Below are 26,502 nucleotides of genomic sequence, written 5' to 3' on the forward strand. Positions count from 1 at the left end.
GTTCCGCCCACCCTACGGGGTCTGGCATCCGACGGAAGGACTGTCGGCCGTCAGCGGCCCGTGCTTCCGCCCACGACCGCGTCGCTGGAAGCCTTCTTGCCCCGGCCGCGTTTCTTCGGCGGGGGCGGCACGATCCCGGCCAGGTCGCCGCCGTGCTCGTTCACCCGGAGCACGAACGGCCGCGTTTCGGTGTAGCGCACGACCGACACCGCGGCCGGGTCCACGACGATCCGCTGGAAGGCGTCGAGGTGCTGGCCCAGCGCGTCGGCCAGGATCGACTTGATCACGTCGCCGTGGCTGCACGCAACCCACACCGCGTGGTCGCCGTGCTCGGCGGTGATCCGGGCGTCGTGCGCGCGGATCGCGGCCACCGCCCGCGCCTGCATCTCGGCGAGCCCCTCCCCGCCCGGGAACACCGCCGCCGACGGATGCGCCTGCACCACGCGCCACAGCGGTTCCTTCACCAGGTTTTTCAGTTCCCGGCCGGTCCATTCGCCGTAGTCCACTTCGGACAGCCGAGGTTCGACGACCTTCGCCAGGCCCCGCGCGGCGGCCAGCGGGGCGACGGTCTGCTTGCAGCGCAGCATCGGCGACACCACCAGCTCCGCGACCGGCACCCCGGCGAAACGCTCGACGAGGGCGGCGGCCTGGGCCCGGCCGGTGTCGTCCAGCCCGACCTTCGGGGTGCGCCCGGCGAGGACGCCCGAGCCGTTGGCCGTGGACTTCCCGTGCCGGAGCAAGATGACCGTACTCACGACGCCACCCTAACCGGTGATCCGCGCGCTCAGCCGCCCGCGGGTCCCGCGTTCGGGTCCAGCACCCCGCCGAAGACCAGGCCGAACAGCACGGCGCCGAGCACCACGCGGTAGATCACGAATGGCACGAAGCTGCGCTTCTTGATGTAGGCCATCAGCCACGCGATCACCAGGTAGCCCACGCCGAAGGCGACCAGCGTGGCCAGGATCGTCGGCCCCCACTGCGCGTTCTCGCCGTTCTTGCCGATGTCGGTCAGCTTGTAGAGCCCCGACCCGAACACGGCGGGCACCGCGAGCAGGAAGGAGTACTCCGCGGCTTCCGAACGCGTGTAGCCCATCAGCAGGCCGGCGCTCGTCGTGCCGCCCGAGCGCGAGACGCCCGGGATCAGCGCGAGCGCCTGCGCGAAGCCGTAGGCCAGGCCGTGCGGCACGTTCAGGTGGTCCAGCGTCCGCTGCTGCTTCGCGGTCCGGTCGGCGAACAGCAGGATCAGGCCGAACACGATCAGCGTCGTCGCGGTGATCCGCAGGTCGCGGAACGCCCGGTCGATCTCGTCCTGCAGCAGCAGGCCGAGCACGACGATCGGCAGCGAGCCGACGATGATCAGCCAGCCCAGCCGCGCGTCCGGGTCGCGGCGCCAGTCCGGGCGGTACAGGGAAAAGAACCAGGCGCGCAGGATCCGGCCGATCTTCGGTCCGAAGTAGAGGATCACCGCCAGCTCGGTGCCGATCTGGGTGACCGCGGTGAACGCCGCGCCCGGATCGCCCCAGCCCGCCAGCGCGGCGACGATCCGCACGTGCGCGCTCGAGGAGATCGGCAGGAACTCCGTGAGCCCCTGCACCAGCCCCAGGATCAGGGCCTCGAACCATCCCATCAGGCCGCTCCCGCCGCTTCGCCCGCCCGCACGGGGCGCCGTCCGATTCGCACGAGTCGGGAACCTATCGGGTGGTTCCTGAGAACTCCCGCGAGGGCGCCGGTCCGACACGGGGTCACCTTGGTCGGGTCGCGGCGGGTGCGCCCACTAGGCTCGGCGGTCGTGGAAAAGCGACAGCTCGGCCGGTCGGGACTGCGGATATCGCGGATGGCCCTCGGCACCATGACCTGGGGCGGCGACACCGATCCGGACGAAGCGGCCAGCCAGCTGGTCGCGTTCGTCGACGCGGGCGGCACGCTCGTGGACACCGCCGACCTCTACGCCGGCGGCGAGGCCGAGCGGATGCTCGGCGAACTGCTGTCGGACCTGGTGCCGCGCGAGGACGTCGTGCTGGCCACCAAGACTGTCGCCCGCCGCACCGACGGCCCGTTCGGCGGCGGCGCTTCGCGCGGCGCGCTGCTGTCCGCGCTCGAAGGATCGCTGAAGCGGCTTCGCACCGACCACCTCGACCTGTGGCAGCTGCACGCGTGGGATTCCTGCGTGCCGATCGAGGAAACGCTGTCCGCGCTCGAGTACGCGGTCACGAGCGGCAAGGTCCGCTACGTCGGCGTGTCCAATTACGCGGGCTGGCAGCTCGCCACCGCCGCTTCGCTCGCCAAGGTGCCGTTCGTGTCCGGGCAGTTCGAATACTCCTTGCTGGAGCGCGGCGTCGAACGCGAAGTCGTCCCGGCCGCGGCCCACCACGGGATCGGCCTGCTGCCGTGGGCCCCGCTCGGCCGCGGCGTGCTCACCGGGAAGTACCGCACCGGAACGCCAGCGGACTCGCGCGGCGCCTCCGCCGAGTACGCCGGATACGTCGAACACCACCGCACCGAACGCGCCGCGCGGATCGTCCAGGCCGTCGTGACCGCCGCCGAAGGCCTCGGCACGTCGCCGCTCGCGGTGGCCCTGGCCTGGGTCCGCGACCGGCCCGGCGTGGCCGCCCCGGTCGTCGGGGCCCGCGACACCGGCCAGCTCACCGGGTCGCTCGCCGCCGAGGACCTGACGCTCCCGCCCGCCATCCGCAGCGCGCTCGACGACGTCAGCGGCATCGAGTTCGGCTATCCGGAACGGGGCACCCGGTGAGCCGCGGGTGTCGGCCAGGTGACACGGGCGTGACGGTTCGGCGATCCTGGAGGATGCTGGGGGGACCCGCCCGCCGGAGCTTTGCTGGAGGTTTCAAGGTGCGTCGGCTCACCGCCGCCTCGCGGATCGCGATCCCGCTGGCCGGTGCGCTCGCGCTCTCGGCCTGCTCGTCCTCGGCCGAGCCGAAGGACAGTCTGCAGGTCGTGGCCAATCCGACGGCCGCGCAACCGGCCGTCTCCCCCGCACGCGCGGTGCCCGCCGCCGGGCAGGTGCTGCCGATGCCGGTGGTGTCCGCGATCGCCGCCGACCAGCAGAGCCACACCCTCGTCATCGCCCTCAAACAGCCCGCTGAGCTGCGTCTTTACGATCTCGGCTCGCTCGGTGCACCGAAGAAGACCGTCCTGCTGCCCGGCCCGGCGGAATCGCTCAGCGTGTCCGCGGGCCAGGCGCTCGCCGGGATCCCGGGCAAGGGCGTGCTCGCCCGCGTCGCGCTGCCGAGCGGGCAGCTGACCACCGACAAAGTCGCCGGGCAACCGGCCGCCGGGATCGCCGACGGCCCGGACACCCTCGTCGCGGTCCGCGACCGCAAGGCCGTCGAGGTTTTGGCGAACGGCTCGGTGGCGAAGACGATCACCGGACAGCTCTACAGCGCCGACGACGTGGTCAACACCGGCAACGGCGTCGTGGTCCTCGACCGGCTGCGCACCGCTGTGTTCAGCGTGGACGTCCAGGCCGGGACCATGGACGAGGGCCTGCGCGCGGGCGACGGCGCGGCCAACGCCGTCGCGGACTCCTACGGCCGCGTGCTGGTCACCGACGCTCGCGCGGGCGCGCTGCTCGCGTTCTCCACCAACCCGCTGATCCTGCGCCAGCGCTACCCCGTGCCGGGCGGCGCGTACGGCCTCGCCTACGACGCGAAGCGCAGCCTGGCGTGGGTCACCCTGACCGCCCGCAACGAGGTGGTCGGCTACGACGTCCGCGGCGGAGAGCCCGTCGAGAAGTACCGATTCCCGACCGTGCGCCAGCCGGACACGGTGGGCGTCGACGACCAGAGCGGCCGCGTGTTCGTCGGCTCGGCCGCCGGAGAAGGGACCCAGGTGATCCAGCCATGACGACAGTCGACGAGGCGGTGGTCGAAGGGGATTGGGAGTATCGCCGCCTGCGCCTGCCCCCGGCGGTGTCCCGGCGCGCGGCGATGATCCAGCTCTCCATCCACGCGGAGTTCGCGGGCTGGGAACTGCGCACGGTCCGGCTGTACGCGGACGGGACGCGGCGGGTGTGGCTGCGGCGGAAGCGGACCGCGGCGGACCATTCGACGGGACTGCCCGTTTGACGTGTCCTTGTGCGTGGCTAGGCCGGTTAGAACCGGCCTAGCCACGCACCAGGGCGGGCGACTCGGCTCAGCCGAGCGCGGACATCCACTCCGCCCACTTGGCTTCCTCCGCCGCCACGTCCACGTCCGGCGCGACGATGTGGTGCGTCGCCACCAGCGGCCCGCGGAAGCCTTGCATGAAGCAGAAAAGCCCTTCCTCGGTCCGGATCCCGACGGTCTGGTCATTCACCGCGTAAACCACGCCGTCCGCCCCGGCCAGCCGGACTTTCGCCCCGACGGTCAGTTCTTCGACGCCGACCTCCTTCGCGAACGCGGCCCACAACGCAGGCCAGTCCGCGATCACCTCCGACCCGAACGCGGTGACCGGTTTCGCCGTCCGGCCCGGGAAATGCCGCACGAATTCCACCAGGTTGCGGAAGAACAGCGCGCCACCAGCCTGCATGGCCTCGAACTCGTCCGCCCAGTCGTCGCCGGGGAGGAAGCCGCTCGTGACGCAGCGGATCACCGAGCTGCCGCCGTCCCGCCCCTCAACGAGGAATTCGTACGCGATCCGCCGCCCGTCCGGTTCCGGTTCTCCGCCGTAGGCCAGCCGGTTCGGCGGGTCCCACGCCGTGATCGTGTGCGTCGGCTCGTAGGCCGCGAACGCGCCGCGCACCGCGCCGCCAACCCCGCCCTCGACCTCGTTGCGGCCCATGAACCACGAGTCGATGCCCGGCCCGGTCGCGATCGCCGCCCAGACCTGCTCCGGCTCGACCGGGACCTCGGCGACGTCGGCTTCCCGGAATTCCTTACCCACGCTCGTTTTCCTCCCCCATCGGCACGCTTGGGTGCACCGCAAGCACCACCCGGTGCGCGCGGCCGTTCTCGGCTTTTTCGTCGTGGTACTTCCCCACCAGCGTGGTCACGGCCGTCGCCAGTTCCTCCGCGAACGCGGCCCGGTCGGCGGCCGAAGCGAATCGGACCTCGCCGTCGAGCGCGAAGGTGGCGACGCGCTTTTTCGCTTTCGCCGCACCGGTGATCAGGATTCCGACGTCGCGCACCAGCCGTCCGGCGACGGCCAGCAGCCAGCGCGCGGACAGCCGGTCCGGCGACTGCGCCGGGTCGGGCTGCACGGCCGCGAGCGCGGACGGCGAGATCACGTACGACGCCGCGGTCGCCCGCATCATCCGCTCCGTGACGTTGCCCTTGCGCCGCTCCTCGACCAGCTCCACGAGCCCGTGCTTTTCCAGCGCGCGCAGGTGGTAGTTCACCTTCTGCCGGGGCAGGTCGACGCGGGCGGCCAGCATCGTCGCCGACGCCGGCTGCGCCAGTTCGGCCAGCAGCCGGGCGCGAACGGGGTCCAGCGACACCTCGGCCGCGGCCGCGTCCTCGATCACCGCAACGGGAAACATGCGCCCATCGTCGCGGCTGACTACTCAGGTTGTCAAGACAGGTTTTGTTGTCGGTAGACCTCGTGCACCACCGCGGCGATCCGCGGGACCACCTGCGCGGCGGCCTCCAGCGGGACGACGTGCCCGACGCCGGGCAGCACCACGGCGTGCCCCTGGGCCAATCCGCGCACGAACTGCTCGACGTCCGAGGGCGCGACGATCCGGTCCCGCTCCCCCACGATCGCCGTCACCGGCAGGTCGCCGGCGAGCGTCAGCGCGGCCTCGCGGGCGTAGGCGTCGAGCGCGGGCCGGAACTGCGCGATGGTGTGCGGCCAGTTCCCGCGGATCATCTGCACGGTCAGCTCGACCAGGTCCGGGTCGGGATCGTCGCCGAACAGCCACCAGCGCAGCCCGGCGCTCACCGCGCGGCTGGTGTGCTCGCGGAACACGCCGTACAGCTTCGCGCCGAGCACCATTTCCAGGTCTTGCGCGAGCTTGCCGAGCGCGTTGGGCCAGGCCGCGGACGCCTCGGTGGCGATCCGCCCGGACGACGTCGACAGCAGCACCAGCCCGCCGGCGCGCGCGGCGAACAGCTCCGGATGCCGCTGGGTCAGCGACATGACCGCGAGCCCGCCCATGTCGTGGCCGACGAGCACGACGCGGCCGTGCGGGACGGCACGTTCGAGTACCTCGGCGAGGTCGTCGGCGAGCTGGCCCATTTTCGCGGTGCCGCGCGCGGCCCGGCCGGATTCGCCGTGCCCGCGGTGGTCGTAGCTGACCACCGCGAGCGGCTGTTCCACCGCGTCCGGCAGCAGCGGGGCGATCCGGCCCCAGCTGCGCTGGTCGAGCGCGTAGCCGTGCAGCAGCACGACGGTCACGGCCGCCGCCGGATCGCCCCTGCGCACGAGGTGCAGGGGCGATCCGTCGGCGAGCCGGAACGCGGGCATCAGGACGAACGGAGGAACCGGTCCAGCACGCGGACGCCGAACTTGAGCGCGTCGACCGGAACGCGCTCGTCGACGCCGTGGAACAGCCCGGAGAAGTCGAGGTCGGCGGGCAGTTTCAGCGGAGCGAAGCCGAAGTTGCGGATGCCGAGCTGCTGGAAGGACTTCGCGTCGGTGCCGCCGGACAGCATGTACGGCAGGGTTCGCGCGCCCGGGTCCTCGGCGAGCACGGCGGCGGTCATGGCATCGACGAGCGCACCGTCGAACGTGGTCTCGACCGGCGGCAGCTCCATCCACTCCTTCTCGATGTCCGGCCCGAGCAACTCGTCCAGTTCGCGATCGAACGCCTCGATCCGCCCCGGCAGGATCCGGCAGTCCACCGCCGCCTCGGCCACCGAAGGGATCACGTTCGACTTGTAGCCCGCGGTCAGCATCGTCGGGTTCGCGGTGTCGCGAAGGGTCGCACCGATCATCCGGGAGATGTTGCCCAGCTTCGCGACCGCGCCCTCAAGGTCGTCCTCCGGAAAGTCCCAGCCGGTGATCTCAGTGACCCCCGCGAGGAACTCCCGAACGGAATCGGTCAGCACCAACGGAAACTGGTGCTGCCCCAGCTTCGCCACGGCCTCGGCCAGCTTGGTGACCGCGTTGTCGCGATGGATCATCGACCCGTGGCCCGCCGTGCCGCGCACGCGCAGCTTCATCCAGCGGATGCCCTTCTCGGCCGTCTCGATCACGTACGCGCGGACGTTGTCCTTCAACGTGATCGAGAACCCGCCGACCTCGCTGATCGCCTCAGTGACGCCCTCGAACAACTCCGGCCGGTTCTCGACGAGCCACTGCGCCCCGTACTTGCCGCCCGCCTCCTCGTCAGCGACGAACAGGAACACGAGATCACGCGGCGGGACGATATTGTTGATCTTGTAGTGCCGGGCCAAGGCCAGCGTCATGCCGACCATGTCCTTCATGTCGACCGCGCCGCGCCCCCACACGTACCCGTCCTGGACCGCCCCGGAGAACGGGTGCACCGACCACTCGGCCGGATCAGCGGGCACCACGTCGAGATGCCCGTGGATCAGCAACGCCCCACGACTCGGATCGGCCCCGGGCAGCCGCACGATCACGTTGTGCCGATCCTTGCCCCCGGACTCGACGTAAGTGATCTCATACCCGGCGTCAGTCAGCTTCTCCGCGACATACTCAGCCGCGACCCGCTCCCCCACGAGGGTTTCGGGGTCGCCGGTATTGGTGGTGTCGATGCGGATCAGCTCGCTGGTAAGCGTGACAGCCTCGTCCGCGGCGGCGTCGATCAAGTTCGCTTGGGTCACCGGCCATTCCTATCATCCGCGGAACCAACACGCCGCCGTCCCGCCGAGTGGACCCCACACCAGCGCACCACGCAGCACCACCGCACCGCCCCCTCCCAGCCATCGAGGCACCCACTCCCTCCCCCTCACCCCGATACGAAGCCTCCCTGCGGTCGACGGGTGCTTGTCAAGGCATCTTTCCCGCCTTGACAAGCACCCGTCGACCGTCAGCACAATCAAGCTTCGGGGTGCCCCACGCCACCCCCCGCATGCAATGTCGCCCCCAGGCGACGAGCTCCAGCGAAAGATCACAACGGCGGCTGACGCGTGATCCCCAGATCGATCCGCATCGCCAGCCGCGCCTTGGCGTGCAGCTTCACCAGCTTGTCGAGAAGATCGATGACGTCGTCGAGAATGCGCGCCCGTGCGTTCTCGTCCGGCTCGTGCTCAGCCGACCTGAGCATCCGGTAGGCGACGGTCAGCTGCCGGTTCATCCCCTTCTCCGCGGCCAGCACGTCGTCGCTCGCCGTCATCTGCGCTTCGGCCCGGGTGTCGCGCTGTGCGCGGCGGGCAGTCTGCACCTCGGCGGCCTCGGCCTCGGCCGGAATTCCCGCCTTGAGTGCGTGCGCGTAGGTCAGCATCGCGCCCCGGTAGTTCCGGTTGTTCGCCGTCAGCTGGATGTAGCACTCGCGCAACTGCTCAGCTTTCCGCTGTTTCTCCGCGGCTTCGAGCTCCGCGCTGCGCAAGCGATCAGCGTGTTCCAGCTCCTGCAGTTTCGCTCGCAGACCGAGCCGCTGGGTGAGAACCGCGGAAGCGAGCGTCCCGCACACGCCGACGACTCCGATGATCAACGCGACGACAGTGGCGAACACCCGGACCTCATCGAATTCGATCGGCTGACGGACGGACACGTTCGGCTTTCCGGCACAGCACGTTAGCGGCAAGCCCGGCTCCGGGGACCAGTGCCGCGCACGATCGCGACCCCCGGCCGGACGTGGCGAGCCCCGCCGCACCGACTGATCCGCCAGTCAACCCAAGATCGCAACTCCTTGGCATACAACCATCCTGTTAAACCGTTACACCCCAACCCCCACAAGAGTTGCGATTTTCGCAACGCAGAGCTACCGTCCCCACCCATGGACGAGACGGACCAGCTGCGAGACCGGGTACGCCAGCTCATCCGCTCCCTCCCCGTCCCCCAACGCGAATTCGCCGCCGCCATCGGCCTCGACCAGACGAAACTCTCCAAAGCCCTCAACGGCGCCCGCCGCTTCTCCCCGCACGAACTCGTCCGCGTAGCCGAATACTCCGGCGTCACCGTGAACTGGCTGCTCAACGGCAGCGACGACGCCAAGACCGTCACCGCCGTCCCCGCCCCCGCCGCGGGCACCACGAGCGACCCCGACGACCCCGCCCACTCCGAACCCCGGCGCCGGATCCTCGAAACCGCCTGGCGGCTCATCGCCGAACGCGGCTACCACCGGGTCCGCATCGCCGACATCGCCCAGGCATGCGGCACCAGCACCGCGGCCATCCACTACCACTTCCCCACCAAAACCGAAGTCCTCGACGAAGCGTTGCGGCGCAACGTGAAGCTCGCCTTCGACCGGCAGGTCGCCGAGCTGCACGCGGTGCCCGGCGCGCACGACCGGCTGCTGCGGCTGGTCGAACTGCAGCTGCCGACCGAGGGCTTGCTGCGCGCCGAATGGTCGGTGTGGCTGCAGGTCTGGAACGAGGTCGCGCTCGACCCTCGGCTGCGTTCGCTCTACACCGATTCCTACGACCGCTGGTACCAGACCATTCTCATGACCATCCGCACCGGCCAGGAGCAGGGCGTGTTCCGCCTGGCCGACCCCGAGGCCGCCACCGCGCAGCTCACCGCGCTGATCGACGGCCTCGGCATCCAGGTGCTGACCGGGCGCCCCGGCAGCACGGTGGGCGCGATGCGCGCGCACCTGCACGACTTCATCGACCGCTCGATCGTCCAAGGAGCCTGATGAACCACGAGGTCATCGTCACCTGCGCGCTCACCGGCGCGGGGGACACCACCCGCCGGAGCCCGCACGTCCCGGTCAGCCCGGCGCAGATCGCCGAAAGCGCCGTCGAGGCCGCCAACGCCGGCGCGGCCGTGGTGCACATCCACGTGCGCGAGCCGGAAACCGGTGCTCCGTCCCGGGACGTCGCGCTGTATCGCGAGGCGGTGCGGCTGGTCAAAGAGTCCGGGGTGGACGTGGTCGTCAACCTCACCGCGGGCATGGGCGGCGATCTGGTCATCGACGCCGAGGACCCGCTCAAACCGGTCGACGGCACCGATCTGGTCAACGCGCTCGACCGGCTCCCGCACGTCGAGGACCTGCTGCCGGACATCTGCACGCTCGACTGCGGTTCGCTGAACTTCGGCGAGGGCAACCAGCTTTACGTGTCCACTCCGGACATGCTGCGCACCGGCGCGAAACGCATCCAGGAGCTGGGCGTGAAGCCGGAGCTGGAGATCTTCGACACCGGGAACCTCTGGTTCGCCACGAAAATGGTCGAAGAAGGCCTGATCGACCCGCCGCCGCTGTTCCAGCTCTGCATGGGCATCCCGTACGGCGCGCCGCCGGATCCCGGGCTGCTGCAGGCGATGGTGCATCTGCTGCCCGAAGGCGCGCAGTGGGCGTCGTTCGCCATCGGCCGCGACCAGATGCCGTGGGTCGCGCAGTCGGTGCTGCTGGGCGGGCACGTCCGGGTCGGGCTGGAGGACAACCTCTACCTGGCTCGCGGCGTCAAGGCCACCAACGGCCAGCTGGTCGAGCGCGCGGTGGACATCGTGCAGAAGCTCGGCGCGGACATCGCCACCCCGGACCGCGCGAGGGAAATCCTCGGTTTGAAGGAGCGCGCCCATGCCTGAGGCATCCACTGTGGACACTGTCGCGTGCGTCGGGGCCGGAGTCATCGGCGGCGGCTGGGTCGCGCACTTCCTCGCCCAGGGCTTCGACGTCCGCGCCTGGGACCCCGCGCCGGACGCGGCGGAGAAGCTCGCCCGGCTCGTCGACGCGGCCTGGCCCGCGCTCACCGAACTGGGCCTCGAACCGGGCGCGAGCCGCGACCGCCTCACTGTCACCGAGACGCTCGCGGAAGCCGTCGAGGGCGTGGGCTTCGTCCAGGAAAGCGCCCCGGAAGACTTGGCACTCAAGCAAAAGCTGCTCGCCGACATCGACGCGGTCACCGCGCCGGACGTCGTGATCGCCTCGTCCACCTCCGGCTACGGCATGACCGAAATGCAGGTCGCCGCGAAGACGCCGGAGCGGCTCGTGGTCGGGCACCCGTTCAACCCGCCGTACCTGATCCCGCTGGTCGAGGTCGCGGGCGGGAAGCTCAGCGCGCCGTGGGCGGTCGAACGGGCCGCCGCGTTCTACCGGCGCGTCGGCAAATCCGTCATCACCATGGACCGCGAGGTGCCCGGGTTCATCGCGAACCGGCTCCAGGAAGCGCTGTGGCGGGAAGCCCTGCACATGGTCGCGAACGGCGAGGCGACGGTCGAGCAGATCGACCTCGCGATCACCGACGGGCCGGGCCTGCGCTGGCCGGTCCAGGGCCCGATGCTCACCTTCCACCTGGCCGGCGGCGAGGGCGGCATGGCGCACATGCTCGACCACTTCGGGCCGTCGCTGAAATCGCCGTGGACGCGGCTCGAAGCCCCGGAACTCACCCAGGAACTGCGCGACGCCGTGGTCGCCGGATGCGACGACGAGGCGGACGGGCGGACCATCGCCGACCTCGTCGCCGAACGCGACCGGGCGGTCATCGCGATCCAGCGCGCCGTCGGGCGGGCCCGTCGTGGCTGACTACCGCGACCGGGTCCGTCCGGAGTGGATCGACTACAACGGCCACCTCTCCGAGCCCTATTACGTGCTCGTCTTCGGCGACGCGACCACCGCGCTGATGGACATCGCCGGCCTCGGCCCCGGCTACCGCGAGAGAACCGGGGCGTCGCTGTACACAGTGGAGGCTCACGTGCGGTACCTGCGCGAGGTCGGCGCGGACGCCGAACTTCACGTGCGCACCTCCGTGCTGTCAGTCGGCGCGAAAAAGGTGCGGCTGTGCCACGAAATGCGGGTCGGCGGCGAACTGGTCGCCACCGAAGAGCTGCTGTGCCTGCACGTTTCCGGGGGCCGCGCGACGCCGTTCCCCGCCGAAGTCGCCACCGCGCTCGAGACGCATCTCGCCCCGGTCCCGGACTACGCGGGACGTGCCATCGCCTGATCCCCTCCCCTCCCCCGTGAACGGCGGTCCCGGTCCGCGCCGGGATCGCCGCTCACCCGCTCGAAAGTCACCCATGGAAGCCCGATGTAAACCGACCAACGTTTCCCGCCGCCGATTCCTCACCACAGCCCTCGCCGGCGCCGCGCTCGCCGGTGCCGCTCCCCTGCTGGCCGCCTGCGGCTCCACCGTCGCCGCGGCCGTGCCCTCCGGGCCGCCCCGACGGGGCGGCATCCTCCGCGTCGGCCTCACGGGCGGCGGAGCGTCGGACACGCTCGACCCGCACATCCCCGCCACGAACCCGGACATCGCGCGGGTGCTCAACCTCTACGAACCGCTCCTGATGCGCGACCACGACTACCGGCTCGAAATGCTGGTGGCCGAATCGCTGAAACCCTCGCCGGACGCGCGCACCTGGACCGCCGTGCTGCGCTCCGGCGTCCGCTTCCACGACGGCCGCCCGGTGACCCCGGCCGACGTCGTCGCGACCTTCCGCCGGATCACCGACCCGAAGGACCCGAAGAGCGGCGCGGCTGGGCTGACCATGCTCGGCGAGGTGGCCGCCACCGGTGACCGGACCGTCGAATTCCGGCTCACCGCCCCGAATTCCGGCTTCGACGACCTGCTCGGGCAGTACAGCCTCGGCATCGTGCCCGCCGATTTCGACGTCAAACGCCCGATCGGCACCGGTCCGTTCAAAGCGGACACCTTCACCGCGGGGCTGCAGAGCACGTTCGTGCGCAACGAGCACTACTGGCGGCCGGGCCAGCCGTACCTGGACCGGTTGTCGCTCATCAACTTCGCCGACGACGACGCCCGGATCAACGCGTTGCTCTCGTCCCAAGTGGACGCGATCGACCAGGTCCCGGTGGCGCTCGTGGACGTGCTGCGCAGCGATCCGCGCATCCAGGTGCTTCGGTCGGAAACCGGGACCTGGCTGCCGTTCACCATGCGCGTCGACCGGCCGCCGTTCAACGACGTCCGCGTGCGCCAAGCGCTGCGTCTGGTGGTCGACCGCGAGCAGATGATCAACCAGGTGCTCAGCGGGCAGGGCCGGGTCGGCAACGACCTGTACGCGCCGTTCGACCCCGCCTACAACCGGCAGCTGCCGCAGCGGAAGCAGAACATCGCCGAGGCGAAACGGCTGCTCGCCGAGGCGGGCAAACCGAATCTCGACATCGAACTGGTCACCGCGCCGATCCAGGCCGGTGCGGTCGAGGCGGCGCAGGTGTTCCAGCAGCAGGCCAAGGCGGCCGGAGTGAACGTGCGGATCCGGAAGATCGACACCACCACGTTCTACGGCGAGAACTACCTGTCCTGGGATTTCGCGCAGGACTTCTGGTACACGCGCAATTACCTGCCGCAGGTCGCGTCCGGCGCACTGCCGAAAGCGCCCTACAACGAAACCCATTGGAACGACCCGGAATTCACCGACCTCGTCACGCGGGCGAGCGCCACCGTGGACCCGAAGGCGCGCACGGAGCTGCTTCATCGCGCGCAGCAGATCGAGTACGAACGCGGCGGCCTGATCGTCTGGGGCTTCGTCGACCAGGTCGACGCCTACCAGTCCTATGTGGCCGGTCTGGTGCCGGACCGCACCGGGATCTCGCTGTCGGGCTACCAGTTCCGCCAGGTCTGGCTCGGCACCGCGGAAGGGGGCGCGGCATGACCCGGCTGATCCTCAAGCGGCTGCTCGTGAGCCTCGTGGTGCTGTGGCTGGTCACGCTGCTGGTGTTCGTCGCGACGCTGCTGCTGCCGGGCGATCCGGCGCGGGCCATCCTCGGCCAGCAGGCGACCCCGGAGCGGATCGCCGCGCTGCAGCACCAGCTGCACCTCGACGAACCGGTCTGGCAGCGCTACCTCTCCTGGCTGGGCGGCCTGTTCACCGGCGACCTCGGCACCTCCACCTCGGCTCAGGGCCCGGTCACGACGCTGCTGGCGGACCGGGTGTCGGCCTCGCTCGTGCTGCTCGTGCTCGCCGCGGCGATCGCCACGCCGCTCGGGCTCGCGCTCGGCACCTGGAGCGCGATGCGGCGCGGCCGCGCCACCGACCAGGTGGTGTCCGGCGTCAGCCTGGTGATCGCCGCCTTGCCGGAGTTCGTGATCGGCGTGGCGCTCATCGTCCTCTTCGCCACGACAGTGTTCCGCGTCCTGCCATCGGTCACCCTCACGCCGCCGGGCGAAGCGGTTTGGGCGCAACCGAGCCAGCTCGTCCTGCCGGTGCTCACTCTCGTGCTCGTCGTGACGCCGTACATCACGCGGATGATGCGCGCGACGATGAGCGAAGTCCTCGATTCCGGCTACGTGGAAATGGCGCGGCTCAAGGGAATGCGGGAGCGGACGGTGCTGCTGCGGCACGCTCTGCCGCACGCGGTCGGGCCGGTGGCGCAGGTCGTCGCGATCCAGCTCGCCTGGCTCGCGGGCGGCGTCGTGGTGGTCGAATTCCTGTTCCGCTACCCCGGCATCGGCCAGGCGCTCATCGACGCGGTCGGCAAACGCGACGTCGCCGTGGTCCAGGCGGTGACGCTGCTGATCGCGGCGGTCTACATCGTGGTGAACCTGCTGGCCGACGTGATCGGCATCCTCGCCGACCCCAAGCTCCGGACGGAGACAGTGCGATGACCGCGGTCGAAGAAGAACAGGTGGTGCCCGCCGTCCCGGAAGCCCCGCCGCGCGCGTCCGGGCTGATCCGCACCGCCTGGACGTTCCCGCAGGCCAAGGTCGGCGCTGTGCTGGCCGGGGTGGTGATTCTCGTGGCGCTGCTGGGGCCGTGGCTCGGTCCGGTCCTCACCGGGCACAGCACCACGGACTTCGCCGGGAAACCGTTCAAGCCCGACGGTTTCATGGGCACCGACGGCATTGGCCGGGACGTCCTCACGCGTTTCCTGGCAGGCGGCACCACACTGCTGCTGTACGCGGTTCTGGCCACCGCGCTCGGCATCGTGCTCGGCGCGCTGCTCGGCATGATCGCCGGATACGGCGGCGGCTGGCTGGACGGCCTGCTGATGCGCGGCAACGACGTGCTGCTGTCGTTCCCGCAGCTGGTCATCGCGCTGCTGGCGATCGCGGTCATCGGCCCGAAAGGCTGGCTGCTGGTGCTGGTCATTGGGCTGACGCACGCGCCGCGGACCGCACGGGTCGCCCGCCAGGCCACCGTTTCGGTGCGCAACCACGACTACATCCGCGCGGCCGAGATGTACGCCGTGCCGCGCAGCCGGATCCTGCTGCGCGAGATCCTGCCGAACATCACCGGACCGCTGATGGTGGAGCTGGGCCTGCGGCTGACCTATTCGATCGGCTACATCGCCTCGCTGTCGTTCCTCGGCCTCGGCATCCAGCCGCCCGCCGCGGACTGGGGCCTGATGATCAACGAGAACCGGATCGCGCTCGTCGTGCAGCCGTGGGGCGTGCTCCTGCCGGTCGCCGCGATCGCGGTGCTGGCCGTCGGCACGAACCTCGTCGCCGATTCGCTCGCCTCGGCCGCGGCCGGGCGGACCCGGGAGGTCCGAGCATGACCCCAGCGCTAGAGGTGACCGGGCTGGCCGTGCGCACGGCGGCGGGCCGCCCGGTGCTGCATTCGGTGTCCTACGAGATCGCGCCCGGCGAAGTGCTCGCGCTCGTCGGGGAATCCGGCTCCGGCAAGACGACCGCCGGATTGGCCGCGCTCGGCCATTTCCGCCGCGGGCTGGTGTCCGGCGGCGGCAAGGTGGTGCTGCACCCGCGCGACGGCGAACCGGTCGACGTCCTGGCACTCGACGACGCCGCGCGCCGCCAGCTGCGGGGCAGCGCTGTCGCGTACATCCCGCAAGACCCGGCGTTGTCGCTGAACCCGGCGCTGCGGATCGGCCGGCAGATCGCGGAAGTGCTGGAGACGCACGGCTTTCCCGGCGTGGTCGACGAACGAGTGGCCGAGGTGCTCGCCGAGGTGGGACTGCCGTCCGACGAGGCGTACCAGCGCCGGTACCCGCATCAGCTGTCCGGCGGTCAGCAGCAGCGGGTCGGCATCGCGATGGCTTTCGCGTGCCGCCCGAGCGTCGTCGTGCTGGACGAGCCGACCACCGGCTTGGACGTGAAGACGCAGGCCTTGGTGCTTCAGACGGTCCGGCAGCTGACGTCCGAACACGGGGTCGCGGCGCTCTACATCACGCACGACCTCGCCGTCGTGGCACAGCTCGCTGATCGGGTCGCCGTGATGTACCAAGGGAATCTGGTCGAATGCGGCGTCGCCGACGACGTGTTGCGACGGCCCGAGCACGCGTACACGAAACGCCTCCTCGCCGCGGTGCCGGACCTCGGCGCGAAGCCTGCCGCCGCTCCCCCGCCGGACGACGCGGTGCTGGCCGCGCGCGACATCCGGCTGGCCTACGGGCAGCAGCAGGTGTTGCGCGGCATCGACTTGGCCGTGACGCGCGGGGAAAGCGTGATGCTGCTAGGCGAATCCGGCTCCGGCAAAACCACGCTGTCGCAGTGCATCGCCGGGCTGAACCGGGGGTTCACCGGGACCGTCGCGCTCGAAGGCACCCCGCTGGCTCCGGCGGCCCGGCAGCGCAGCACCGACGAGCTGCGGCGGATCCAGTACGTGTTCCAGAGCCCGTTCTCGTCGCTGAACCCGCGCAAGACGATCGCACAGTCGATCGAAGTTCCGTTGGTGCGCTTGACTTCCCTTTCCCGCATCGAACGGCGCAAACGCGTCGCCGAGACACTCGACCGGGTACGCCTGCGGGCTGACCTCGCGAACCGGCTGCCGGACCAGCTCAGCGGCGGTGAACGCCAGCGAGCCGCGATCGCCCGCGCGCTCGTGACCACGCCGGACGTCCTCGTGTGCGACGAGGTCACGTCGGCGTTGGACGTGTCCGTGCAGGCCACCATCGTCGAACTTCTCGGCGAACTGCGCCGCGAACTCGGCATGGCGATGCTCTTCGTAACGCACAACATCGCCCTCGCCCCGGAGGTGGCCGACCGGATCGCGGTCCTGCGCGGCGGCGAGATCGTCGAAGAGGGCACCGTCGAATCGGTGCTGAACTCCCCGGCGCACGAGTACACCAGCGAACTTCTCGCGACGACGCCGAGGCTGTGAGGAGCCGGATGACTGTGCACGGTGCGGTAAAGCCTGGTTACGAGGGCGTGCGAGAGGCGTTCGGTGAGATCATCGCGGCGAGCACCGGCGGAGCCGCGTTCAGCGTGTTCCGCGACGGTGCCCCGGTGGTCGAGCTGTGGGGCGGCTCTGCGGCGGACGGTGTCCTGTGGACCGAGGACACCCGCGCCGTTTTGTTCAGCGGCACCAAAGGCGTCGTCGCGACCGTCCTGGCGATGCTGACCGCGCAGGGCAAGCTGGACCCGGACGAACGCGTCGCCCGCTACTGGCCAGAGTTCACCGCGGCGGGCAAGGAAAACGTACCGGTCTCGCAGGTCCTTTCGCACACTGTCGGACTGCCCTACGTCGAACCCGACCTGCCGATGCTGGACAACTCCGCCAACGCCGCCGCCCTCGCCGCTCAGCGTCCATTGTGGACACCAGGCACGAAGGTCGCGTACCACGCGCTCACCTACGGCTACCTCGCCACCGAACTGGCCCGGCGCGTCGCCGGTGCGGACCTCGGCGTCCTCGTCCGCGACCTGCTCGCCGAGCCGCATGGCCTCGACCTTCGGCTCGGCACCCCGCCGACCGTCCCGGTCGCGACCCTCCGCCGCGCTTCCGGGTACCGGATCAGCACGTTCCTCCAGGACGAGGAGCGCCGCCGGATCGTCGAGCGGATGTACCGCGGCCTGCTCGATTCGGGCGACTCGATGAATTCGCCGGAGTACCGCGGCGCGACGCTCGCCGCTGGCGGGGCCGTCGGCACCGCGACCGCGATGGCCCGCCTGTACGACCTGCTGCGTTCGGGCAAGCTCGTCCCCGCCGACATCCTCGCCCAGGCCACTCGCACCTGGTCCGAAGGCATCGACGCGATCAACGACCGTCCGCTGCGCTTCGGCCTCGGCTTCGAACTGGCCGACCCGATCGGCACCTACGGCCCCGCCGAGGCCGATCCCGCCGCCTTCGGCCATTCCGGTGCCGGCGGCGGACGGCACGGGGCCTGGCCGACCCGGGGCCTGGCGTTCTCGTTCGTCACGAACGAACTCCAGGCCGAGGACGTCGACCACCGGGCGTCCTCGCTGCTGGCGGCGCTGCACGAGGCAGCCTGACCTACCGTGGAGGGATGCGGATCGTGTCCCTGCTGCCCGCCGCCACCGATCTCGTCGCCGTGCTCGGCAAGGCGGGCGACCTGGTCGGCCGCACTCACGAATGCGACTGGCCTGCCGAGGTCGCGAACGTGCCGGTGGTGACTGCCGCGGACCTGGACTCCGACACCCTGACCAGCCGCGAAATCTCCACCGCGGTCGGCTCGTCCCACCAGGGATCGTCGCTCTACTCGGTCGACCTTGACCAGCTCGCCGCCCTCGCGCCAGACCTCGTGCTCACCCAAGACCTGTGCGAGGTCTGCGCCGTGTCCTACACCCGCGTCGCGGTGGCGGTGCGGATGCTCGACGCCGGACCGCGCGTGCTCAGCCTCGAACCACGCACCCTGGACGAAGTCCTCGGCTGCCTGACCACTCTCGGCGACGCGCTCGGCGTGCCGGACGTCGCCGCCGCCCGGGCAGCCGAACTCCGCTCCCGGCTCGCCGCTGTCCGCCGCCAGGTCGCCGGACTCCCGCGACCGCGCGTCGTCGCCTTGGAGTGGCTTGACCCCCTCTGGCCTGCCGGACACTGGGTGCCCGAACAGATCTCCGCCGCCGGTGGCACCCCGTTGCTCGCGGAACCGGGCGAGCACACCCAACCGATGTCGTGGGACGCCGTGGTCGCCGCCGGCCCGGACGTCCTGCTCGTCCTCCCCTGCGGCTTCTCCCCCGACCGGACCGAGGCCGAACTGGACGTCCTCACCTCGCTGCCCGGCTGGACCGGCCTGCCCGCGGTCCGGAACGGCCGGGTCTGGCTGCTGGACGGCCCGGCGTACTTCAACCGCCCCGGCCCCCGGGTGGTGCGCGGCGCGGAGATTCTCGCGACCGTCCTGCACGGCATTCCCGCCGATCCCCCGGCCAGCCGCGCCGAAGCCCGGCGGATCTGAGGGCTGTCGCTGAAGACCCTGACAACCGAAAAGATCGCCCGTCCGGGAAGCCCGTCGCCCCCTTTCGTGTTGTCCCCCATGCAGGACTGGCACGGAATGGGGTGGGTCGCTTGAGTTCTCCCGAACGCCACGCGGCGGACTACCCGGTGCCGCGGCTCGCCGTCGACATCCCGATCGCCGCTCTCCTGATCGCCTCGCTCGCCCACTGGATCCGCGGAGCCCCGGCCGACGGCGTGATCTTCTTCGCCGCCGCGACCCTGCTTCTGTTCACCGAACGCCACCACACGGCCGCCGACGCCCTTCTCGTCCCGTCCGCCCGCCTGCCCGGAACCTCGCTGATCGCCGCCGTCGCTTTGGTCGCGCTGGTTTTCGGCCGCCAGTCCGTGCCGATGTTCCTCGCCGTCACCGCGATCGGCGTCGGCGCGCTGGTCGTGGAATGGCGGGAACCCTCGCTCGCGCCGCGACCGGTTCCGCGGCACGGCTGGCTGTGGGTCGCGCTGGCGATCTCCTGGTGTCTCTGGGAACTGATCTCCTTCGTCTACGAGCAGGCCGCGGGCGGACTTTCGCTGACGCATCCGACGATGAGCGACCTCGTCGACCCGATGCTCGACAACCGGGTCGTGCAAGCTCTCGCGCTCGGCGTCTGGGCCGCCGCCGGGCTGGCGATGCTGCGCGCGGCCGCGGCGGCGAGGAGAACAGCGTGAGCAGCAGGCTGATCACGGAAATCGGCTTCGGCGCGATCGTGGCCGCCGCTCTCCTGCTCTGGCTGGGCAGCCACCTGTTCCCGAAGAAGATCCCGCCGCTGACCAGCGTGCTCTCCGCGCTGATGCGCAAACGGTCGGCCCGGATCGCGCTCGTGCTGGCCTGGTGGTGGGTCGGCTGGCACTTCTTCGTCCAGAGTTGACCCAGTCCCCGATAATCATCGATTATTTCTGCTATAGTCGATGATATGAACGAACGCATCGAGGTCTCCCGGCTGATTCCCGCCGCCCCCGGCGACATCTTCGCGGTGCTGGCCGACCCACAGGGGCACGTCGACATCGACGCGTCCGGCATGCTCATGGACGCCGAGGGCGAACCCGTCACCCAGGCCGGCGACCGGTTCGTGGTCCACATGGACCGGGAAGCGCTCGGCGACCGGCCCCTGGGCAAGTACGACGTCGAGGTCGTCATCACGAAACTCGTGCCGGACGAGGAGATCGCCTGGACCGTCGAAGGCAGGCTCCGCCCGCCGGTCCGGCACATCTACGGCTACCGGCTGGAGCCCGCCGAGGACGGCACCCGCGTCACGTCCTATTACGACTGGTCGGAACTCAGCGAGGAATGGAAGGAGAAGCTGACCTTCCCCGTGGTCCCCGAGTCCGCCCTCAAGGCGACGCTCGGCATCCTGGAGCGCACCGTCCGCCGCCGGGCCAAGACGGCGTAACCCTCAGCGGTACCGCAGCGCGGTCGGCTTGCCCTGCTCCGCCAGATACTGCTCGAAGGTGACCACGCCGTCGGCGTGCTCCGGCGCCAGATTCGCGCCGGACGCGTAGCCCCGGGCGATCCGCCCGGGCACGGGCACCGAAACCAGCCGTTTGTCCTTCCCGGACGCGGCGAGCAGGGCACGCGCCAGATCGGCCGTCGTCCGCACCTCCGGCCCGCCGAAGTCCGCGACCCGCCCGCGCGGTTCGCCTTGAGCCAGCTCCACGAGCCGCGCCGCGACGTCGCGCACGTCGACGGGCTGGAAGCGGAACTTCGGCACCGGCACCACCGGCAGCCGCGCGGCTCCGGCGAGGATCGTCCGCACCAGCGAGTGGAACTGCGTCGCCCGCAGGATCGTGTACGGCATCCCGGAGTCCGCGACCAGCGTCTCGGCCGCCAGTTTCGCCTGGTAGTAGCCCAGCGGGATCCGGTCGGCTCCGACGATCGAGACGTACAGCAGATGCGGTGCCTGCCCGCTCCACCGCGCCGCCTCGACGAGCGTGCGGACGGTCTCGACTTCCCGGCGATAGTCCGTCGCGCAATGGATCACGGCGCCGACTCCGGCCACCGCGACATCGATGCCGCGCCCGGTGCGCAGGTCTCCGGCCGTCCAGTGCACGCCTTCGCTCGACCGCCTTCGCCGGCTCAGCGCCCGCACCGGCACTTCCGCGGCCCGGAGCCGTTCCACCACCACCCGGCCCAGTTGTCCGGTCCCGCCGGTGACGAGGATCTGCTCGGCCACGTGGTCTCCTCCCGCTGCCGCACCGCCCGGGCTCAGCCAGCTTCCGCCCGCCATCCTGGCATGCCCCGCGCCGCGGGCGGGCGAAACTTCGAGCGGGTCAGAACTTCGAGCGCCACCGCACCGTCGGCTCGTCCGCGCAGTCCCGGCGCGGGGTGTCTTTCCGCAGCAGCACCGACAGCCGCCCGTACGCGGTGATCAGCTCCGACGTCGCCTCGTTGCCCCGGCCCGACTTGGCGTGTTCGAACCCCTGCCGCAACGCCGACAGCGCCGCCGGTTCCGCGGTCGCGAGCAGGGCCGCGGCTTCGGAAACCGTCTCGGCGAGGCCCTCGAGCATGGCCCTCGTTTCCGGCCGCCCGGGCGCGACGGTCAGCACCGGCGACAGCACGCGCAGCTGGTGGTGCAGCCGGTAGAGCACGGCAAGAGGACCGTTCTGCCCCGCACTGTCCATCGTGCTCTCCTCCGCCTCGTCCCCGGGGAGACGCGGCGGGGGCTCCCCCATGACGCCAGGCGCCTGATTGACTTCGCTCAGGAGTCTTCTGCCTCCAACCCGTCCCGGTCGGCCCACTCCAGCAACGGCTCGAGCGAATACGCCGTGTCGTCAATGCCCGCGTGCAGGTCGCCGAGTTCGGCGAAGCGCGCGGGCACGGTCGCGATCGTGCAGTCGTGCGGGTCGACGTCGTCGACCTCGTCCCAGCGGATCGGCGTGGACACCAGCGCCTCGGGCACGCCGCGCACCGAATAGGCGCTGGCGATCGTGTGGTCCCTGGCGTTCTGGTTGTAGTCCACGAACAGCTTCTTCGGGTCGCGGTCCTTGCGCCACCACGTGGTCGTGACATCGTCCGGAGCACGCCGCTCCACCTCGTGCGCGAACGCCAGCGCCGCGCGGCGGACGTCGGCGAACCCCCAGCGCGGTTCGATCCGGACGTAGATGTGCATCCCACTGCCGCCGGACGTCTTCGGCCAGCCCCGGATGCCCAGCTCGTCGAGGATCTCCTCGGCGACGTGCGCGACCCGGCGGACCGTCTCGAACCCGCATTCCGGCATCGGGTCGAGGTCGATCCGCCATTCGTCCGGCCGCTCGGTGTCCGCGCGGCGCGAGTTCCACGGATGAAACTCCACAGTGGACATCTGCACCGCCCACGCGACGTGCGCCAGCTCGGTCACGCACAGCTCGTCGGCATGCCGGTTGTAGCGCGGGAACTGCACCCGCACCGTCTCCAGCCACGGCGGCGCACCGTTCGGCACGCGCTTCTGGTGCACCTTCTCCCCGGTCACCCCGGACGGGAACCGGTGCAGCATGCACGGCCGCTCCCGCAGCGCGCGCACGATCCCGTCGCCGACCGCGAGGTAGTAGCGGACGAGATCGAGCTTCGTCTCGCCGCGCGCCGGGAAGTAGACCCGGTCCGGGTTGGACACCCGGACCGTCCGGTCCCCCACCTCGAGCTCGACGGCCTCGCCCTTAGCCATGGCACCGACCGTATCCGGAAATCGCGCGGCGCGTCAGCGATCGAACGGCACGAGGGTGAAATGCCCGACGCCCTTGGCCGCGGAGTAGACCGTCCACTGGTCCGGACCATGGCCCGGGCCCTTGTCGTAGAGCAGCCGGTAGTCCGGTTTGCGCAGCGGCAGCCGCTTGAACCAGTGGTAGTTGATCCGCAGGATCGTCTTGCTGACGAACCCGTCCTCGGCGAGCCGCTTGTTCACGATCATCGTGACCTGGCTGCGGTCGGAGAAGACGTCGAGGATCTGGCAGTCGCAGTAGTACGCGAGCGTGCCGATCTCGCCCGGCCCGGCCACGGACTTGCCCTGCAGCCGCGCGCCGAGCTCCTTGCCGACGCGGGCGTAGTCGGTCGAGCTGGCCCAGTTGCCGAAGATGACCGGCGACGGCCACGGCACGCCCTGCGCGAGGTCGACGCCCACGTTGGCGAGCGCGACCGCGCCGCCGAGGCCGAGCGCGACGAGCGGCGGGACCCGGTTCAGCTTCGGCCGCTTCACGGTTTCGGCGTGCCAGACGCCGATCATCAGGACCGCGAACGACGCCGTGCTGACGATCGGGGTCACGTAGTACCAGTGGTACGGGCCGACGCCGAGGGTCGAGTAGACGATGTAGTAGACGACGCCGCCCGCGCCGAGCGCGACGACCGGGGCCAGCTGCGGGAAGTCGTCCCAGCGGCGCGCGAAGCGCAGCGCGAGCCAGCCGAGCAGCACGGTCACGCCGACCAGTGCCGAGGCGAACGCGACCATCACGGTGAAGGGCAGGTAGAGGAAGTACATCATCGGGCCGCTGAAATAGCCCCAGGCGCCGAACAGGCCTTCCTGGTCCTGCTTGATCACCAGCGTGTCGGGGATGAACGAGCCGAGCGCGAACCAGCTGGTGAGGAACCACGGCGCGGACACGACGACCGCCGTCGCGACCGCGGTCCAGAACTTCTTCCGGATCGCCGCCGTCGAGAACGCGATGACGAGGACGAACACCACCAGGTCGAGCCGGGTCAGCACGGTCAGCGCGGCGACCGCGCCGAACAGCACCGGCCGCTTCTCCAGCGCGGCCACCACGAGCCACAGCAGCATCGTCGGGACGAGCAGCACCTCGAGGCCGGTGGCCGACAGCAGGAACGGGTTGGCGATCACCAGCAGCAGGCCGAGCGCGCCGACCCAGGGCGACAGGCCGAAGCGGCGGGTCAGCCGCGCCCACGCCCAGCCGATCGCGGCGCTGCTGAGCACGGTGAGCGCGCCGAGCGCGAGCACCGGGTGCGCGGAGCCGCTGATCCGGGTGACGAAGGTCAGGAACCCGAGCAGCAGGACGTCGAGCGGCGAGGTCGCCGAGTTCGCGACCGAACCGGGGACGAGCGCCCATTCGCCGTGCAGCGCGAGATTCTTCGCGTAGGACAGGGTGATGTACCCGTCGTCGGTGAGGCTCCCGCGCACGAGCAGGAACGAGAGCAGGCCGAGCACCGCGGCGGCCAGGGGCAGCACCGCGGCGAGGCGGGACCGGACGGGTGCGCCATCGGCATCGGCAGTGCCGTTCGCGTCGTCCGAAGTCGTGAGCACAGATTCATCCACCGACATGATCCCGGAACAGTAGAGGGTGTCCGACGAGCAGATGCTAACGGGCTGTCCGAAACGTCGGCGCCGCCGCACCCGGCCGGACGGCGGTACCGGTTTCGCAACGGTTTCCCGTCGGGCGGGGGAATTTGCCCCGATTTCACGTCAGCGCGTGGCGTCCGCCGGCGCGGTCGGCGCCCTGGTCGAGGATCCGGGTCGCCACGCGGGTGATCGCGGCGTCCAGTTCGGTCCGGTCGCCGCCCCAGTCGCCGAGCCGTTCGGCGATCCAGTCGTGCCACGCGCGGACGAGCTTGTCCCATTCGCGCGTCCCGGATTCGGTGAGCGACCAGCTGTCGCGGGCGTAGGTCAGGTGCCCGGTCAGCTCCAGCCGCGCGAACGCCGGCTCGAGCACCTGCGCCGGGACGCCGTGGTCCTCGCCGATCGCTTCGAGCGTCGCCGCCCGTCCGGCGCGCTGCCGGAGCCGGACCTGCAGCACGCACCAGAGGCCGCCGACGTCCAGTTCCGAGCTGGCGCGCGCGACGATCGCGGGCGCGGCTTTGCGCCGTTCCCGGAACAGCAAGGTCGCGATGGCTCGTTCGAGTTCCCGGTCGTGCTCATGCGCTTCGGGCATCGCGAATCCGTCGCCGAGATCCGGTGCGGCGGCGCGGGCGGTGTCGCGCAACGGCATTTCCTTGAGGAAGAACGAGAGCACGAAAGCGACCAGCCCGACCGGCGCGGCGTAAAGGAAGACGACGTGCAGCGAATCGGCGTACGCGCTGATGACAGGTTCCGAAACTGTCGCGGGCAAATGGTGCAGGGCCAGCGGAACCTGGACCGCTTTCGGGTCGACGCCCGGCGGAAGCGGATGTTCCGCGAGCGCCTTGGCCAGATTCGGGCCGAGCTGATTCGCGTAAATGGTGCCGAAAATGGCCGCGCCGAACGAACTCCCGATCGAACGCAGGAAGGTCACCCCGGATGTCGCGACGCCGAGGTCCTTGTAGTCCACGGTGTTCTGCACCGCGATGGTCAGCACCTGCATGCCGAGCCCGATCCCGAGGCCGAGGACCGCCATGTAGAGCGCGGATTCCCAGAACCCGGTGTGCGCGCCGAGCCGCGACAGCAGATACAGCCCGACGGTCATCACCGCGGATCCGGCGAGCGGGTAGATCTTGTACTTCCCGGTGCGGCTCACCAGCGTGCCGGACAGGATCGAGGCGACCAGCAGCGCGAGCACCATCGGCAGCAGCCGCACACCGGACGTCGTCGCCGAGACGCCCTGGACGTACTGCATGTAGGTGGGCAGATAGGACAACGCGCCCAGCATCGCGAAGCCGACGACGAAGCTCATGATCCCGGCGACGGTGAACACCGGGTTCCGGAACAGCCGCATCGGCAGCATCGGCTCCGGCGCGCGCAGTTCGACCGCGACGAACGCGCCGAGCAGCACCACCGAACCCGCGGCCATGCCGATGATCACCGGCGAACCCCACGCATACGTGGTGCCGCCCCAGCTCGTGACGAGCGTCAGCCCGGTCGCGGCCAGGCCGATCAGCAGGATGCCGAGGTAGTCGATCACCGGTTTGACCGCCGCGCGCACGCTCGGCATCGCCGAGGCCGCCACCGCGAGCACCACCACGGCGAGCGGGATGTTGACGTAGAACGCCCAGCGCCAGGACAGATGGTCGACGAACAGCCCGCCCAGCATCGGCCCGGCCACCGTGACGACGCCGAAGACCGAACCGAGCGCACCCTGGTACTTGCCGCGCTCGCGCAGCGGGACGACGTCGGCGATCAGCGCGGTCGAGGTGACCATCAGCCCGCCGCCGCCGAGACCTTGCACCGCGCGCCAGACGATCAGCCAGGTCATGCTGTCGGCGAATCCGCAGAAGAACGAGCCCAGGCCGAACACGACGACGGAAAGCTGGAACATCAGCTTGCGGCCGAACAGGTCGCCCAGCTTGCCGACGACGACCGTCATGATCGTCTCGGCCAGCAGGTACGCGGTGACGACCCAGGACAGGTGCCCGGCCCCGCCGAGGTCGCCGACGATCGTGGGCAGCGCGGTCCCGACGATCGTCTGGTCCAGCGCGGCGAGCAGCATGCCGAGCAGCACCGCGCCGAACACCGCGCGGATCCTGCGCCGGGACAGCGCCGCCGGCGCCGGTTCCTCCCGGATCTCCTCCGCAGTGGCCGTCATCGG

General features: G+C 70.6%; 28 protein-coding genes. 16 read left to right on the forward strand and 12 right to left on the reverse strand.

Features of this window, described 5'->3' with window-relative positions:
- Positions 1 to 50: 50 nt before the first annotated feature.
- Entirely contained in the window at positions 51 to 755 is a 705-nt protein-coding gene (locus ACZ63D_RS25625) for a histidine phosphatase family protein (RefSeq protein ID WP_465356874.1), read from the reverse strand.
- Positions 756 to 784: 29 nt separating this feature from the next.
- Positions 785 to 1,627 (reverse strand): undecaprenyl-diphosphate phosphatase, encoded by an 843-nt coding sequence (locus tag ACZ63D_RS25630; protein WP_465356875.1) that lies wholly within the window; start codon positions 1,625 to 1,627, stop codon positions 785 to 787.
- 162 nt (positions 1,628 to 1,789) lie between these two features.
- Here ACZ63D_RS25630 and ACZ63D_RS25635 point away from each other — a divergent pair, with 162 nt between their 5' ends.
- The 3 genes from ACZ63D_RS25635 to ACZ63D_RS25645 all read left to right on the forward strand — a co-directional run bounded on the left by ACZ63D_RS25635 (position 1,790) and on the right by ACZ63D_RS25645 (position 4,085).
- Positions 1,790 to 2,752, forward strand: coding sequence for an aldo/keto reductase (locus ACZ63D_RS25635; RefSeq protein WP_465356876.1), 963 nt, complete (start codon positions 1,790 to 1,792; stop codon positions 2,750 to 2,752).
- A gap of 98 nt (positions 2,753 to 2,850) precedes the next feature.
- A complete protein-coding gene (locus tag ACZ63D_RS25640; protein WP_465356877.1) occupies positions 2,851 to 3,864 on the forward strand; it encodes a YncE family protein in 1,014 nt (337 codons plus the stop codon).
- Positions 3,861 to 4,085, forward strand: coding sequence for a DUF5703 family protein (locus ACZ63D_RS25645; protein ID WP_465356878.1), 225 nt, complete (start codon positions 3,861 to 3,863; stop codon positions 4,083 to 4,085). Before ACZ63D_RS25640 ends, ACZ63D_RS25645 begins: the two co-directional genes overlap by 4 nt.
- 67 nt (positions 4,086 to 4,152) lie before the next feature.
- Here the strand turns inward: ACZ63D_RS25645 and ACZ63D_RS25650 are convergent, their stop codons facing one another.
- From ACZ63D_RS25650 to ACZ63D_RS25670, 5 genes are all read right to left on the reverse strand, one after another.
- Positions 4,153 to 4,881 carry an SRPBCC family protein gene (locus ACZ63D_RS25650; protein ID WP_465356879.1) on the reverse strand — a complete coding sequence of 243 codons (729 nt, stop codon included), beginning with the start codon at positions 4,879 to 4,881 and terminating at the stop codon, positions 4,153 to 4,155.
- Positions 4,874 to 5,476 (reverse strand): ArsR/SmtB family transcription factor, encoded by a 603-nt coding sequence (locus tag ACZ63D_RS25655; protein WP_465356880.1) that lies wholly within the window; start codon positions 5,474 to 5,476, stop codon positions 4,874 to 4,876. The genes ACZ63D_RS25650 and ACZ63D_RS25655 overlap by 8 nt, the downstream gene beginning before the upstream one ends.
- Before the next feature lie 32 nt (positions 5,477 to 5,508).
- Positions 5,509 to 6,402 (reverse strand): alpha/beta fold hydrolase, encoded by an 894-nt coding sequence (locus ACZ63D_RS25660; RefSeq protein WP_465356881.1) that lies wholly within the window; start codon positions 6,400 to 6,402, stop codon positions 5,509 to 5,511.
- Complete coding sequence (locus ACZ63D_RS25665) at positions 6,402 to 7,724, reverse strand: M20/M25/M40 family metallo-hydrolase (RefSeq protein WP_465356882.1); 1,323 nt, start codon at positions 7,722 to 7,724, stop codon at positions 6,402 to 6,404. Before ACZ63D_RS25665 ends, ACZ63D_RS25660 begins: the two co-directional genes overlap by 1 nt.
- Before the next feature lie 287 nt (positions 7,725 to 8,011).
- Entirely contained in the window at positions 8,012 to 8,614 is a 603-nt protein-coding gene (locus ACZ63D_RS25670; protein ID WP_465356883.1) for a hypothetical protein, read from the reverse strand.
- Positions 8,615 to 8,839: 225 nt separating this feature from the next.
- On the opposite strand from ACZ63D_RS25670, the gene ACZ63D_RS25675 reads away from it, so the two are divergent.
- The 13 genes from ACZ63D_RS25675 (at position 8,840) to ACZ63D_RS25735 (ending at position 20,477) form a co-directional block, all read left to right on the forward strand.
- Complete coding sequence (locus ACZ63D_RS25675; protein ID WP_465356884.1) at positions 8,840 to 9,700, forward strand: TetR/AcrR family transcriptional regulator; 861 nt, start codon at positions 8,840 to 8,842, stop codon at positions 9,698 to 9,700.
- A complete protein-coding gene (locus ACZ63D_RS25680; RefSeq protein WP_465356885.1) occupies positions 9,700 to 10,593 on the forward strand; it encodes a beta-keto acid cleavage family enzyme in 894 nt (297 codons plus the stop codon). The genes ACZ63D_RS25675 and ACZ63D_RS25680 overlap by 1 nt, the downstream gene beginning before the upstream one ends.
- Positions 10,586 to 11,530, forward strand: coding sequence for a 3-hydroxyacyl-CoA dehydrogenase NAD-binding domain-containing protein (locus tag ACZ63D_RS25685; protein WP_465356886.1), 945 nt, complete (start codon positions 10,586 to 10,588; stop codon positions 11,528 to 11,530). The genes ACZ63D_RS25680 and ACZ63D_RS25685 overlap by 8 nt, the downstream gene beginning before the upstream one ends.
- Positions 11,523 to 11,948: a thioesterase family protein gene (locus ACZ63D_RS25690; protein WP_465356887.1), complete on the forward strand. Its 426-nt coding sequence runs from the start codon at positions 11,523 to 11,525 to the stop codon at positions 11,946 to 11,948. The genes ACZ63D_RS25685 and ACZ63D_RS25690 overlap by 8 nt, the downstream gene beginning before the upstream one ends.
- A 73-nt stretch (positions 11,949 to 12,021) precedes the next feature.
- On the forward strand, positions 12,022 to 13,614 hold the full coding sequence (locus ACZ63D_RS25695; protein ID WP_465356888.1) for an ABC transporter substrate-binding protein: 1,593 nt from the start codon (positions 12,022 to 12,024) through the stop codon (positions 13,612 to 13,614).
- Positions 13,611 to 14,567 (forward strand): ABC transporter permease, encoded by a 957-nt coding sequence (locus ACZ63D_RS25700; RefSeq protein ID WP_465356889.1) that lies wholly within the window; start codon positions 13,611 to 13,613, stop codon positions 14,565 to 14,567. The genes ACZ63D_RS25695 and ACZ63D_RS25700 overlap by 4 nt, the downstream gene beginning before the upstream one ends.
- Entirely contained in the window at positions 14,564 to 15,460 is an 897-nt protein-coding gene (locus ACZ63D_RS25705) for an ABC transporter permease (RefSeq protein WP_465356890.1), read from the forward strand. The genes ACZ63D_RS25700 and ACZ63D_RS25705 overlap by 4 nt, the downstream gene beginning before the upstream one ends.
- Complete coding sequence (locus tag ACZ63D_RS25710; RefSeq protein ID WP_465356891.1) at positions 15,457 to 17,022, forward strand: ABC transporter ATP-binding protein; 1,566 nt, start codon at positions 15,457 to 15,459, stop codon at positions 17,020 to 17,022. Before ACZ63D_RS25705 ends, ACZ63D_RS25710 begins: the two co-directional genes overlap by 4 nt.
- 8 nt (positions 17,023 to 17,030) lie before the next feature.
- The gene (locus ACZ63D_RS25715) at positions 17,031 to 18,131 is read left to right on the forward strand and encodes a serine hydrolase domain-containing protein (protein WP_465356892.1); all 1,101 of its coding nucleotides are present in this window, start codon (positions 17,031 to 17,033) and stop codon (positions 18,129 to 18,131) included.
- Between the two features lie 14 nt (positions 18,132 to 18,145).
- Positions 18,146 to 19,051 (forward strand): cobalamin-binding protein, encoded by a 906-nt coding sequence (locus tag ACZ63D_RS25720; protein WP_465356893.1) that lies wholly within the window; start codon positions 18,146 to 18,148, stop codon positions 19,049 to 19,051.
- A 101-nt stretch (positions 19,052 to 19,152) separates the two neighbouring features.
- Positions 19,153 to 19,755: a hypothetical protein gene (locus ACZ63D_RS25725; RefSeq protein WP_465356894.1), complete on the forward strand. Its 603-nt coding sequence runs from the start codon at positions 19,153 to 19,155 to the stop codon at positions 19,753 to 19,755.
- Positions 19,752 to 19,955 carry a DUF6186 family protein gene (locus tag ACZ63D_RS25730; RefSeq protein ID WP_465356895.1) on the forward strand — a complete coding sequence of 68 codons (204 nt, stop codon included), beginning with the start codon at positions 19,752 to 19,754 and terminating at the stop codon, positions 19,953 to 19,955. The genes ACZ63D_RS25725 and ACZ63D_RS25730 overlap by 4 nt, the downstream gene beginning before the upstream one ends.
- Positions 19,956 to 20,000: 45 nt before the next feature.
- Positions 20,001 to 20,477, forward strand: a complete 477-nt coding sequence (locus tag ACZ63D_RS25735) for an SRPBCC family protein (RefSeq protein WP_465356896.1) — start codon at positions 20,001 to 20,003, stop codon at positions 20,475 to 20,477.
- 3 nt (positions 20,478 to 20,480) lie between these two features.
- Here the strand turns inward: ACZ63D_RS25735 and ACZ63D_RS25740 are convergent, their stop codons facing one another.
- The 5 genes from ACZ63D_RS25740 to ACZ63D_RS25760 all read right to left on the reverse strand — a co-directional run bounded on the left by ACZ63D_RS25740 (position 20,481) and on the right by ACZ63D_RS25760 (position 26,499).
- Entirely contained in the window at positions 20,481 to 21,257 is a 777-nt protein-coding gene (locus tag ACZ63D_RS25740; protein ID WP_465356897.1) for an SDR family oxidoreductase, read from the reverse strand.
- A 97-nt stretch (positions 21,258 to 21,354) separates the two neighbouring features.
- The gene (locus ACZ63D_RS25745) at positions 21,355 to 21,705 is read right to left on the reverse strand and encodes a hypothetical protein (protein ID WP_465356898.1); all 351 of its coding nucleotides are present in this window, start codon (positions 21,703 to 21,705) and stop codon (positions 21,355 to 21,357) included.
- A 77-nt stretch (positions 21,706 to 21,782) separates the two neighbouring features.
- Positions 21,783 to 22,724, reverse strand: a complete 942-nt coding sequence (ligD, locus tag ACZ63D_RS25750; protein WP_465356899.1) for a non-homologous end-joining DNA ligase — start codon at positions 22,722 to 22,724, stop codon at positions 21,783 to 21,785.
- 33 nt (positions 22,725 to 22,757) lie between these two features.
- Positions 22,758 to 24,326, reverse strand: coding sequence for a hypothetical protein (locus tag ACZ63D_RS25755; protein WP_465356900.1), 1,569 nt, complete (start codon positions 24,324 to 24,326; stop codon positions 22,758 to 22,760).
- Between the two features lie 136 nt (positions 24,327 to 24,462).
- A complete protein-coding gene (locus tag ACZ63D_RS25760; protein WP_465356901.1) occupies positions 24,463 to 26,499 on the reverse strand; it encodes an MDR family MFS transporter in 2,037 nt (678 codons plus the stop codon).
- Positions 26,500 to 26,502: the final 3 nt, after the last annotated feature.

The organism is Amycolatopsis sp. NPDC104775 (assembly GCF_055583325.1).